The organism is Acinetobacter sp. ATCC 27244 (assembly GCF_000156555.1).
Taxonomy (GTDB): domain Bacteria; phylum Pseudomonadota; class Gammaproteobacteria; order Pseudomonadales; family Moraxellaceae; genus Acinetobacter; species Acinetobacter haemolyticus.
Genome location: NZ_GG665953.1, coordinates 183,516 through 196,826 on the forward strand (window position 1 = coordinate 183,516; position 13,311 = coordinate 196,826).

Consider the following 13,311-nt stretch of genomic DNA (forward strand, 5'->3'; position numbering starts at 1 on the left):
CAGATTTAGCACCATCTCGCATGAACCACTCCGATACGCTTGAACTTAGTTTACAACTCCTCCGCCAACCTTCTGTAACGCCAGTAGACCATGATTGTCAAAACATCATGGCTGATCGTTTATCAAAAATTGGTTTTAATATCGAAAAGCTCCGATTTGAGGATGTCGATAACTTATGGGCTCGTCGTGGTACAGAAAATCCAGTTTTCTGTTTTGCTGGTCATACTGATGTGGTTCCAACTGGACACCTAGATGCATGGAACTCAGATCCGTTCCAACCCACCATTCGTGATGGAAAATTATATGGTCGTGGCTCGGCGGATATGAAGACCGCTTTAGCTGCAATGGTTGTTGCTTCAGAGCGTTTCGTCGCAAAACATCCAGATCACAAAGGCTCAATTGCTTTTTTAATTACATCAGATGAAGAAGGCCCATCGATTAATGGTACGGTCAAAGTAGTTGAAACTTTAGAAGCACGTAATGAAAAAATGACTTGGTGCTTAGTTGGTGAACCATCAAGCACTAATCAACTCGGCGATATTGTAAAAAATGGTCGTCGAGGCTCTTTAAATGCGGTATTGACTGTAAATGGAAAACAAGGTCACGTTGCTTACCCTCATCTTGCAGAAAATCCGATTCATCTTGCTTCTAAAGCATTGAATGAGTTATGTGAAACTGTATGGGACAAAGGTAATGAATATTTTCCAGCCACCTCATTCCAGATCTCGAATATTCAAGCAGGTACGGGTGCGACCAATGTCATTCCTGGTCACCTAAAAGTGACATTTAATTTTCGCTATTCGACTGAAGTTACCGCAGAAATCCTTCAACAGCGTGTCTTAGAAATACTAGATAAACATAAGTTAAATTACGATATTAGCTGGACATTTTCAGGCTTACCATTCCTAACACCCGTCGGTGAATTAGTAAATGCTGCAAAAACTGCAATTAAGGATGTGACTGGTGTAGAAACAGTACTTTCAACCAGTGGCGGCACGTCCGATGGTCGCTTTATTGCTCCAACAGGCGCACAAGTTTTAGAACTTGGGGTTTTAAATGCAACAATTCATCAAATTAATGAACATGTTAATGTCGATGACCTAGAACCATTAGCTGAGATTTATGAACAAATTTTAGTGCAACTGCTTACCTAAAATCATGATTTAAAAATAAAAGGAACTCAAAATAGAGTTCCTTTTATTTTATAAGCCCAATTGGGTTTCTATATTTTGTAAGTTAGGGACAAAATATCTTTTCTCCCCCATTTTCACGTACTTAAAAACCTTTGGATCCTCAACGTCTCCATCTTCATCCACGATCTCAGAAATACGTAAACGAATTGATTCAGGCATTTCATTACAAATGAGTGCAAAACGCTGTGAAACGTCCTCACCTTCAACAACCAACGCAACCCCCTGTTTTTGCATTGGGTCATGCAAAGCCAGTACGGGTAACTTTAAATCATGCCACTCAATATGTTCCACATTGGTAGGCGTATCCATTGCGGATAAAACAATATTTTGCGGTAGAAGCATCGGAACTTTCTGATGACACTCAATAATATAAGCATCAATAAATCCAGTCGAAACTGTAATAAGATGCTGCAACTCTTGTTGATCAATCTGTCCTAATGCGGTGTTAGTGCTTTTCTTTACCATTCTTTTTTCACCTTAATCAACGCACAGCAAGTAAGCTTTCAATATTTTCTAAGAGCGTTTCCTCTTGGAATGGTTTACCCATATATTGACTCACGCCTAAGGATAACGCACGTTCACGATGCTTCTCACCCGTACGAGATGTAATCATAATGATTGGTAAATCACGGTGGATTTCATGATGTCGTACTAGGTTCGTTACTTCAAAACCATCCATTCGCGGCATTTCAATATCCAGCAACATTAAATCAGGCTTCACTGTTTCAAGCTGCTCCATTGCATCGACGCCATCCTTTGCAGTCACCACATCATAGCCTTGGCGCTCTAACAAGCGCGACGTTACTTTACGAACTGTCACCGAGTCATCGACAATCATGATAAGACGGCGCTCATCGTAACGCTGCTTCGTATAGGTTTCATCTGCTTGCTTACTTCGTGCAGTTGACTGGGCTTGGCGCGCTAAATTTTGACCATCTAAAATCAAACAAACCTGACCATCACCCAAGATCGTTGCACCAGCAATAACACCAATGCTTGAGAATTGTTGACCAACTGGTTTAACGACAATTTGACCACGAGAACCGATTAACTGGTCAACCAATAATGCAGTCATCTGACCTTGAGCACCTTTGATCAACAACACAGGTAAAGAATGAACAATACCAGTTAAACGAGGAATAGGCTGTCCAGCAACAAACTCTGATAAATAGCGTAAACGATAATCTTCTTGATCAATTTTGAAGTAATCATCTTGGCTTTCGAAGTATTGCTCTAAAGCCATTGGTGAGATACGAACAATACGATCGATCTGTGCCAATGGGAATGCAAACTGTTGATCGCCTGCTTTTACCATCAAAGCATCACTTACTGCTACAGTAGTCGGTACACGAATCGTAAATGTGGTTCCCTTACCTAAAATAGAACCCACACTGACATGTCCACCTAAAGCTTTAATATCACTTTGCACCACATCTAGCCCGACACCACGTCCAGAAATTTGTGTGACTTGTGCTGCGGTACTAAAACCAGGATGGAAGATAAACTGAAGAATCTCATCTTGATCAAGTTTCTGATCTTTGGTCATCAATCCAGTTTGAATCGCTTTTTCTTTAATACGGTTGACATCGATCCCTTTACCATCATCACTGAAAGTGACAACAACATCTGTACCTTGACGACCGATGTTTAAAACAATATGTCCAGTTTCTGGTTTCTTTGCTTGTAAACGTTGTTCACGGTCTTCAATACCATGGTCAATCGCATTACGGAGCATATGCTCAAATGGTGCAACTAAGCGCTCCAAGATGCTACGATCTAACTCACCTTCTGTATTATTCACGACCAACTCAGTTGGACGATTAAGGGTCGAGGCTGTTTGACGAACAATACGTTGTAACCGAGGTAATAAACGCGAGAATGGTACCAATCGTGTACGCATTAGACTTTCTTGGATTTCTGCCTGAATACGAGATTGTTGTAATAATAATCCCTCTGTATCACGGATCTTCTCTGAAAGCGTTGTCTTAAAATCAACCAAATCTGATGCAGACTCTGCGAGAGATTTTGATAACTGATTTAAAGAAGAATATTGATCCATTTCGAGCGGATCAAAGTCTGCATAGCGTGCATCTTCACCACCATGACGGGCAATAATCTGACTTTCTAATTCTCCTTCCATTCGTCGTAGCTGGTCTGCTAAACGCTTGATCGCCAACTCCATTTCCGTCAACGTACCACCGAGTTGACCTAAATCCATTTCAATACGTGAACGGTTAATCGCATTCTCACCTGATAAATCAATCATCTTCTCAATGACTTCAGCTGAAACACGAATCATTTCATTATTCTGTTCAATACGTTCAGTGCTTTCCCACTCACCCAGCATCGATGGTGGTTCGGTGCCATCCCCTTGTACAAACTCCATTGTGTATTCTGGAGTAAATATATCGCGTGCAGAAAGTTTTTGCGGCAGTTGCGCAGCTACATCGACAAACTCCATATTTTCAAGACTATGTTTTAAGCCATCGAAATTGGCATATTGACGTTTAAAGATTGCATCATTGAGCCATGCTAATGCAGTATTCAATAAATTATCGTAAACGTTTGAACTAAAATGATGTAAACCAAACTGCTCAAATGCATTTTCGAGATGGTATGCAATAATTGCGATTGCATCCATTTCAGCCATACGTGCACCGCCTTTAAGACTGTGTGCATTACGTTGAAGCTGTAATAACAAACTGCGATTACCGCGTTGTTCAAACCACTGTTCTAATAGATGTTGAGCTTGGCCGAGTAACTCTTCTGCTTCTTCGAGGAATGTTTGTTCTACTAAAGAGCGAACATCATCTTCTTCGGTGTCATCCTCCACAACATCCTGCATCAGACTCGATGTAACGTCATCTTTATCCGAATCTGCTTCAACTATTTGAAGCAATGATTCTGTCTCTACAAAATCGAGTTGCGTTTCAGCCGATATACTCTCTGATTCAACATTATCAATAGATGCGGCAACGACCTCTAAATCTGCATTTACAAGTTCAGCTGAGGTTTGCTCAATCTCAGTTTCAGTCGCATAGCGCTCAACATCGATATCTTGATCAGCATGTTGTAACAATTGAATCACATGTGTTGAAGGATAATCTGTTTGTTGATCACGGATCGTTTGAATGCGATCTGCAATATCATCTTGAACGAGACGAATAATTGCAACTAACTGAGGCGATGCTTGAATTTGTTGATTGATCAATTTCTCATAAATTGTTTCTAATTCATGCGCAATCAGACCAATGTGACGCGCTTGAATCATATTTGAACCACCTTTTAAGGTGTGCAAATATCGCATCAAATTCTTTAAAGCATTTACATTATGACGATCTGTCGTCCATGTATTAAGATCAGCATCAATACCCACCATCAGCTCATCAGCTTCCTCAAGGAAGATATCTAAGAGGTCAGGATCAAAGTCTCGATTAGATTGCTCTGATTGTAATTGTTGTTTATCCAAAGCCAATTGAGCAGCGAAACTAGTAACATCAATCGATGGCTCTGCAACATCTGAATGAGTCGATATTTCTATTTCAGTTGTGCCATCTAAATCTACTGCTTTTTCAATATCTTCATCTTCTGACACAACAAATTTATCAATCTTAATAGCTGTCGTTGCAGTTGATTTCATCAAATTAGTCAACACGTCTAAGACATGCGTAGATGGATAATCCACTTGCTGGTCACGAATCGTTTGAATTCGATCCGCAATATCGTCCTGTACTGAGCGAATCACAGAAATAAGTGATGGCGTCGCTTGAATCTGTTGGTTAATCAGCTTTTCATAAATTGTTTCTAACTCATGCGCAATCAAACCTATATGACCCGCATGAATCATATTTGAGCCACCTTTTAAGGTGTGTAAATATCGCATCAAGTTTTTAAGTGCATTCACATTTTGTAGATCAGCAACCCAAGTATTGAGATCCTCATCGATACCAACTAAAAGTTCATCAGCCTCTTCAAGGAAAATGTCCAATAAGTCTGGATCAAAATCACGATTTGATTCACTCGTAGACAGTTGTTGTTTATCTAATGCAAACCGAGCGGCTAAATCACTTGTATCAACAATTGAATCCTGCACAACTTCTGCTTCACTCAATGGAGCAGCTTGATCAAGATTTGTTTCAATCAATTCCGCTTCTAATAACTCGATATTCTGTTGAGTGAATGTACTTAACTCATTGAGCATCTGCTCATGTTCTTTCGTCAGCGTAACTCGTTGTCCAGCAGCCAATGTATCAAATAACTGAATAAACTGTTGATGAACTTGGTCATACAACTCAAATCCATATTCAAGATTAAGTAAACTTGGCTTATAAATTAAGTCCTGATAACTCGATCTTAAGAGGCTTGTGTATTGATACATGCCAATCGTTGCATGATGATGTGTATGCTGTAGCAAAATTTCAGCTTGCTGGCTGAGTTGCTGAATATATTGTGGAAACTCAGTCCTTGCACGCTGATCAAAATCAGATTCCACATCTAACAGATCTTGAATATTGAGTTCCAAGAGCTGTGAAACTAAGCCTTGCGGTCTTAGATTTTCTCCATGAGAATCTTCAAGTTGGAAATCATAGCTATCCCAAGCAGTATTGAAAGTTGCATGAATTTCGTCTGTTCTTTGCGCTGTCTCTAACTGTCTCAAACTATATAAATAATCACGCACAAATTGAGCATAATGCGTTAGCAAGGCTGTTTCATTTGAGTTCGAATCCAATTCATCATGCAATAGCGTTTTAAATAAATTTTCTACTTTTGAACTAGCATCAAAAATTTGATCAATGTGCGCCATTGCCGAACTACCACGAAGCGTATGTAAGGCTCTGATTAAATGGTTGTAATGCTCATTCGTCGGATGATCATTTTGTAAGAATTGATCAATTGTCGCCAAGTGCTCCTCAGCTTCCTCCAAGAAAATAGCCAAAGTTTCTTTAGCAAGTAGCTCGTCTTCAGCTAGCACTTTATCTGCATTATCTAATGCCAATTGCTCAGTTTGAGTTAAGTGATCAACAAATAGCGCTTCTTCAACTAATTCTAATCCCGTACTTATGTCCTCACTTACCAAATGATCAGCAAGCATTAATAAGTCAGAAAGCGCTGGTTCAACACTCTGTTGTTGTAATTGTTGTCCTAATAGCACCAATGGTCGTAAGTCGATCAGATGTGCTCGAACCGCTTTGAAATCGTGAATTAACTTAAAGCGATAAATATTAAAAATCGCTTGTACATAACGTTGAATTTCTGTCGTAAGCGGAATCGTTCCCGCTAAGACACGATTTAACGTATCTTCCACCGTCCAACCTAGTTCTCCTGAAGATTTCGCACCGACCATGCGACCAGAACCTTTGAGCGTATGGAAATGACGACGAATATCAGTCAACACATTCTGTAGATTCGGCTGTTCAATCCATTGAACCAATAATGGGTCTAACTCGACAAAGATTTCATCTAATTCTTCAATAAAAATTTCAAGAATTTCTGCATCTTGTTCAAGATAACTATCTTCAGGAAGCGTCATCGTTTCAACTAACGTTTTTAATATTTCTTTCATAGCGGCTTCTTTCGTTTTTATCCACCAATTGTGGGTAAAAAATACGAGTATCAATCACACAAGATGTCGTTCCATTTCGCCATCACCTTGTAGAGATATCCTACATCTCTAAAAATGGAAAGACAGACACCCCCATCTGTCTTTCCAATCCTGCTGCTTATTCTGGTAACTTAAAGTCAGTCACCGATTCACGTAATGATTCAGCCATATTCGCCAACTCTGAAACCGAACGTGCTGTATCAAACGTTGCTGTTGTTGTTTGCGACGTAATTTCCTGTACAACATTCATCGTCGTCGCAATATGACTTGCTGAAGCAGATTGAAGTTTTGCTGCGTCTGAAATGCTTGCAATCAGTTTTGCCAAATCGCCCGATACCGTTTGAATTTCATCAAGTGCAATACCAGCATCTTTTGCTAAGTTAGCACCACGTACAACCTCAGATGTTGTTTGCTCCATCGAAATAACAGCTTCATTGGTATCTGTTTGAATGGTTTTTACTAAGCTTTCAATCTGTTTGGTTGCTGATGCAGAACGTTCTGCAAGACGTTGAACCTCATCCGCTACGACAGCGAAACCACGTCCTGCCTCACCTGCCATCGATGCTTGAATCGCAGCGTTCAATGCCAAGATGTTGGTTTGGTCGGCAATATCGTTAATCAATGAGACAATGTTACCAATCTCTTGAGATGATTCACCTAAACGCTTAATACGTTTAGATGTTTCTTGAATTTGTTCACGGATGTGATCCATCCCCTCAATCGAACGGTTTACCACTTGCGCACCATTGGTTGCAATTTGTACCGAACGTTTTGCTACTTCTGCTGATTCGGATGCATTCGCAGATACTTGGTCAATTGACAATGCCATTTCATTCATTGCGGCTGAGGCACCTGCAATTTCTTGAGCCTGATGTTCAGAAGCTTCTGCCAATTGGTTGGTAATGCTTTGTGTATCTTGAGTATAACGCGCAACTTCTTGTGATGTATCTGTAATACGAGAAACAAGATCACGTAATTGATCAATCGCAAAGTTGATCGAGTCAGCAATTGCACCAGTGAAGTCTTCTGATACAGTCGCATATGAACGTAAATCACCATCAGCTAAGTCAGCAATCTCATCAAGTAAACGTAAAATCGCGTTTTGGTTACGGTCATATTCGTCTTGTAAACGTATCACACGTTCTTTATCCGTATTACTACGTAATGCCAATAATTGAAGTGCAGAGAAAACTAAGACACCTAAAGCTAGAATTAATGCAATACCAGCTAATACATTGCCCCAACCCCCTTCTGCTTTATCTGATAAAGCATTTAATGAGCTTAACAAAGCATCTGATTGAGTAAAAATTTCAGAGGATGCCTGACGTACATGGACAATTTGGTTGGCATTTTTTAGAACCGTTTCAGCCGCCAATTTCAAAACTGCATCATAATCAGATTTAATACTATCAACAGACTCGCGCAGATCAGGTGAACTAATACGATCTACACCAAGTTCTGAACTACCATTCAATTGAGCATTTAAGTAAATACCAAAGGTGTCAATATCCGCACCGAAGTCATTCGCTGATGCATTAGAGTTGTCCGTACCGACCAATACCGAGTTGATCGAACGCAAGATACGCTCTGCAATAAACACTTGGTTCTTGGTAATGATTACCTGACTACTTGGCATGTTCTCACGAACCATTTGGTCAACCATCAAGTTATATTCAGCTTGAATCTCAGGAATCGTTTCACTAATCGAAATGTTAGTGTCATAAAGCTGATTAATGATCGCTTGTTGAGATGCAATTAAGTCGATGTTTTTAGATACGTTGGTCCACAACTCATTGACCTTTTTATATTCATCTGAGCTTTTACCATATACATCTTCAACAACTTCCAGATTTTCTGCAAATCGCTTTTCAGAAGCAACCAAGTTATTCATCGTCTCAGATGTACCTGAAGCAGTGGCTTCAGTTGCTTGGCGTGAAATCATCTGCGAAAGCAAACGCAACTCACCTAAGCTACGCGTTAATTGGTTAGAACGTGGCAAACTCACGAACAAATAAATTAAGAGGATAACTGCAAGGACCAAAGCAATTAAGGCACGATAGATAATCGGCTTAGACTTTTCAGTTTCACCGAATAAACGAGAAAATTGATCAAGTTGCGTTCGAATTTTTCCTAGAAAAGCCTCGCCCTTTTTCGATCCTGCACCGTCACTACCATTCTTCTTTTTAAGTTTAAAGCCCATTCCAGCTTCTCCCCTGAATACGCGCTTATCTTCCGTCGCGTATTAAATTAGTTTATAAACTTTATTGATGCATTCATGTACTGAGGATTTTTTAGCAATCGACTCAGTAAGAACACATGCCATTGTTGATTATGTTGGTGGAAATACCCCTGACAATAGTCTTTTAATTTACTGTCTAGCTCATTACTTTGAGAAAAAAAACTCTTTTTATTGAAGTGTTGAATTCCCAAGACCTGATCAACGACCAACCCCACATAATGATCTTGATGGCTAATACAAATTACTTTTTGTGTCGGAGAAAATTGACTTCGTTGATCTGAGATAAAATGTGATAAATCAGTCACTGAAAGCAATCTTCCGCGGATATTTGCCAAACCGCGTACCCATGCCTGAGTATTCGGTACAGGTGTGTATTTCGGAGGATAAATCACCTCTGAAATTTCCCCCAATGGTGCAACAAAATATTGCCCTAACATCTCAAATGCAATACCAGACCAACGGCTGACTTCATTTTGAGTTGCAGTATATTGTTTGTTGCCTCGCTTGGATAAACGAAGCAACTCGATAAATCCGTTTGCTGCCATACTCTATCCCGTTATTACGTCATGAGAGGCTCATAGTGAGCGAACCAATTAACTTAATAGCTGTTTAATCACATCAATAAGCTGTTGCTCATCTACTGGCTTGGTCAAATAATCACTTGCCCCTTGACGCTTACCCCATACACGATCCGTCGCTTGGTCTTTAGTGCTGACAATCACAACAGGAATATGTTGTGTATCTTTCGCTTTACTGATCTGACGTGTTGCTTGGAAGCCATTCATGCCAGGCATGACAACATCCATAAGCACTAAATCAGGCAATTCAGCTTGTGCCATCGTTACCCCATCGGCACCATTAGTTGCTTCTAAAACTTCATAACCGTGTTTAGTTAAAATTTCTCTAAAGCGAAATGTTTCAGTAGGTGAATCATCTACAATAAGAATACGAGCCATTTTTTCCTCAATTTTAAATTTTATGCGCTGACATGGTTACGGATCGCACTCAACAGCTCATCCTTACTAAACGGCTTAGTTAAATATTCATCAGACCCCACAACACGCCCTTTTGCTTGATCAAATAAACCGTCTTTGCTTGAAAGCATGATGACTGGAATATTTTGATAATTTAATGAATTCTTGATCAATGCACAGGTTTGATAACCGTCTAAACGCGGCATCATAATATCCACAAAAACGATATCGGGATTTGCTTCAGCAATTTTTGATAATGCTTCGAAACCGTCAACTGCAGTAATTACTTCACAACCTTCACGTTGTAACAAGGTCTCAGCTGTACGACGAATCGTTTTTGAATCGTCAATCACCATCACCTTTAAATTTTGAAATTTATCTTCCATTTAATTGTTCCGCCCCATTCACTCAATACAAATTGTGGTTGGTTTAATTTGTTTTATACAGTTTGATATTTTTAACATATCTTTACTTGCATTATCAATGAAGTTTTTTGAACCAACCTATCAGTTTCTTAGAACAACCGTAAGTAGTTCACACTTTTAATTAAATTCCTATTTTTTTTGCATTCCAACTATTTTTAATTGTATAAATAACCACTAATATACAATTGATTATTATTTAAAAATAAGTGATTTAGTTAACTTTTTTACGGGAGATGTAATGACTGGTTCGTTAAAGTGCGCTTTCCGCGTTAGCCAGCTTAAAACGATGACTTGCATTTACATTTGCTCATTTTCCCTATTGATATTCATTTGCACATCTACTCTTGCTGCCACAGACCAAGCTAAAGCCGTTTGGTACCGTTATTATGATAATAATGGTGTTGCTAATGTCAGCACATCTGTTTCACCAGATCATATTCGTCACGGATACGAAGCACTTGATCGAAATATGCAAGTGATCAGGCGTAACCGACCATACAATGCAGCTGTAGACGCACAACAATCAGCACAAAGAGAAGCTTTAGCTCGCCAAAGAGAACAGGATTTACGGTTAAAACGAGCTTATGGTAGTGCTCAAATTGCAACGGCAAAAAGGAATCAGATCCTAGAAAACTTAAAAAAACAGTTAAATTATCAGCAAGAACAACTCCAGCAATTACAAAGCGATAAAATTCGATTTAAACGCCAAGAAATGGAATATCATCGCAAAGGGCAAGCAGTTCCAGCACAACTCAAGAGCAACCTAGCAAATAATACGCAGAATATTGAAAGTGTGAAAAAAACGGTTGAAAGTCTTCGAAATGCATATCAAAAAACAGATCACGAATATACAGACATCATTAATCGACTCAAAAAACTCGAGTCAAATCAATAATCACACAATAAATCAAATCTTATATTGTCCTTTAAATAACAAGGATTTTGTTAGATCGCACCTTCATTTAGAAATCAGATATGACTTTTTACTGCGCCAAATCCCTTGATTCATGTCATAATGCCCGTCAGTTCAAATGTAGGTGAGCTGTATTGACCTACACTCACCATTTTTAATTACACTTAACTTTAGGACAGTTTCCATGCGCGCAAGCCGCTTTTTATTTGCAACGTTAAGAGAAACCCCAAATGATGCTGAGGTTATTTCTCATCAGCTCATGTTACGTGCGGGGATGATCCGTAAACTCGCTTCTGGCTTATACTCTTGGTTGCCCATGGGAACACGCGTTTTAAAGAAAGTTGATGCTATTGTCCGCGAGGAAATGAACCGTTCGGGCGCATTGGAAGTTTTTATGCCTGTGACACAACCTGCAGCGTTATGGGAAGAATCTGGTCGTTTTGAACAATATGGTCCTGAATTACTTCGTTTCAAAGATCGTCACAATAACGATTTTGTGCTTGGTCCAACGCATGAGGAAGTTATCACAGATTTAGCGCGTAATGAGTTAAAGAGTTATAAACAACTCCCGCTAAACTTCTATCAGATCCAGACCAAATTTCGTGATGAGATTCGTCCACGATTTGGTGTAATGCGTTCTCGCGAATTCATTATGAAAGACGCTTACTCTTTCCACGCAAATCAAGAATCATTGCAAGAAACATATGATGTGATGTATGACACTTACAGTCGTATATTTAGCCGTCTCGGATTGGACTTCCGTCCTGTACAAGCAGACACAGGTTCTATCGGCGGCTCAGCATCCCATGAATTTCATGTGCTTGCAGCAAGTGGTGAAGATGATATCGCATTTTCGACTGAGTCAGACTATGCTGCAAATGTTGAAATGGCTGAAGCAGTTTTAGTGGGTGAACGCGCTGCTGCAACCCAAAATTTTGCTTTAGTCGACACGCCAAATCAAAAAACCATTGCTGATGTCTGCCAATTTCTGAATGCTGATGCTAAACAATCTGTAAAAGCACTCCTTGTACAAGGAATTACTGATGAAGCAGGCAATACACCAATCGTGGCATTGTTCTTACGTGGCGATCATGAGCTGAATGAAATCAAAGCAGAGAAACATCCTTTGATTGCAGCACCTTTAACTTTTGCAACTGAAGAACAATTACAACAACACGGTTTAACAGCTGGTTTCTGTGGTCCACAAGGTTTAGTCGAAAAGGGCTTAACTGTCATCGTAGACCGTGCTGCGTCTGTATTATCTGACTTCATTGCTGGCGCAAATGAAGTTGATAAACACGCGACTGGTGTCAACTGGGATCGTGATGCAACCTTTACAGAGGTTTACGACCTTCGTAATGTGGTTGAAGGAGATCCCTCTCCTGATGGTAAAGGCACTCTGCAAATTAAGCGCGGTATCGAAGTCGGTCATATCTTCCAACTCGGTACAAAATATTCAGAAGCTTTAGGCTGTAAGGTACTTGGCGAAGATGGCAAACCATTTACCGTTACTATGGGGTGTTATGGTATTGGAGTAACTCGTGTTGTTGCAGCAGCAATCGAACAAAACTTCGACGATAAAGGGATTATTTGGCCTCAAGCAATCGCGCCATTCGATGTAGCTATTGTTCCAATGAATGCGCACAAATCACCACGTACCGTAGAAGCGGCTGAAGCACTGTATGCTGAACTACAAGCACAAGGCTACGATGTGTTACTTGATGATCGTAATGAGCGTCCTGGTGTTAAATTTTCTGATCTTGAGTTGATGGGTATCCCGCATCGTATCGTCATCGGTGAAAAAGGCTTAGATGCTGGTACTTTTGAGTACAAAGGTCGTCGTGATGCAGAAGCAAGTAATCTCAATAAAGAAGAGTTATTCGCAAAACTTGTTCGCTAATCTGACTTTAATTCAAGATGTAAAAAAAGCCGTTTCATTGAAACGGCTTTTTATTTAAACGTTAT

Annotated in this window: 8 protein-coding genes and 2 pseudogenes; 3 read left to right on the plus strand and 7 right to left on the minus strand. The window is 39.8% G+C overall.

What is annotated here, in order from left to right; genetic code table 11:
* Positions 1-20 precede the first annotated feature (20 nt).
* On the plus strand, positions 21-1,154 hold the full coding sequence (gene dapE / locus HMPREF0023_RS07410) for a succinyl-diaminopimelate desuccinylase (RefSeq protein WP_008941666.1): 1,134 nt from the start codon (positions 21-23) through the stop codon (positions 1,152-1,154).
* A gap of 48 nt (positions 1,155-1,202) precedes the next feature.
* Here dapE and HMPREF0023_RS07415 read toward each other — a convergent pair whose 3' ends face one another.
* The 7 genes and pseudogenes from HMPREF0023_RS07415 to pilG form a co-directional block, all read right to left on the minus strand.
* Complete coding sequence (locus tag HMPREF0023_RS07415; protein WP_004640619.1) at positions 1,203-1,658, minus strand: hypothetical protein; 456 nt, start codon at positions 1,656-1,658, stop codon at positions 1,203-1,205.
* 16 nt (positions 1,659-1,674) lie between these two features.
* A pseudogene (locus HMPREF0023_RS17105) lies at positions 1,675-4,011 on the minus strand (response regulator); the annotation flags it as partial.
* A gap of 239 nt (positions 4,012-4,250) precedes the next feature.
* Positions 4,251-6,756 (minus strand): annotated as a pseudogene (locus HMPREF0023_RS17110) (Hpt domain-containing protein); the annotation flags it as partial.
* 157 nt (positions 6,757-6,913) lie between these two features.
* Positions 6,914-8,995, minus strand: coding sequence for a methyl-accepting chemotaxis protein (locus HMPREF0023_RS07425; RefSeq protein ID WP_008941668.1), 2,082 nt, complete (start codon positions 8,993-8,995; stop codon positions 6,914-6,916).
* 47 nt (positions 8,996-9,042) lie between these two features.
* The gene (locus tag HMPREF0023_RS07430) at positions 9,043-9,579 is read right to left on the minus strand and encodes a chemotaxis protein CheW (protein WP_004640625.1); all 537 of its coding nucleotides are present in this window, start codon (positions 9,577-9,579) and stop codon (positions 9,043-9,045) included.
* A 48-nt stretch (positions 9,580-9,627) separates the two neighbouring features.
* The gene (locus tag HMPREF0023_RS07435; RefSeq protein WP_004640626.1) at positions 9,628-9,990 is read right to left on the minus strand and encodes a response regulator; all 363 of its coding nucleotides are present in this window, start codon (positions 9,988-9,990) and stop codon (positions 9,628-9,630) included.
* Positions 9,991-10,010: 20 nt separating this feature from the next.
* On the minus strand, positions 10,011-10,394 hold the full coding sequence (gene pilG / locus HMPREF0023_RS07440; RefSeq protein WP_004640629.1) for a twitching motility response regulator PilG: 384 nt from the start codon (positions 10,392-10,394) through the stop codon (positions 10,011-10,013).
* Between the two features lie 277 nt (positions 10,395-10,671).
* On the opposite strand from pilG, the gene HMPREF0023_RS07445 reads away from it, so the two are divergent.
* Positions 10,672-11,328, plus strand: a complete 657-nt coding sequence (locus HMPREF0023_RS07445; RefSeq protein ID WP_004640632.1) for a hypothetical protein — start codon at positions 10,672-10,674, stop codon at positions 11,326-11,328.
* Between the two features lie 202 nt (positions 11,329-11,530).
* On the plus strand, positions 11,531-13,246 hold the full coding sequence (locus tag HMPREF0023_RS07450) for a proline--tRNA ligase (RefSeq protein ID WP_004640634.1): 1,716 nt from the start codon (positions 11,531-11,533) through the stop codon (positions 13,244-13,246).
* The last annotated feature ends 65 nt before the right edge of the window (positions 13,247-13,311 follow it).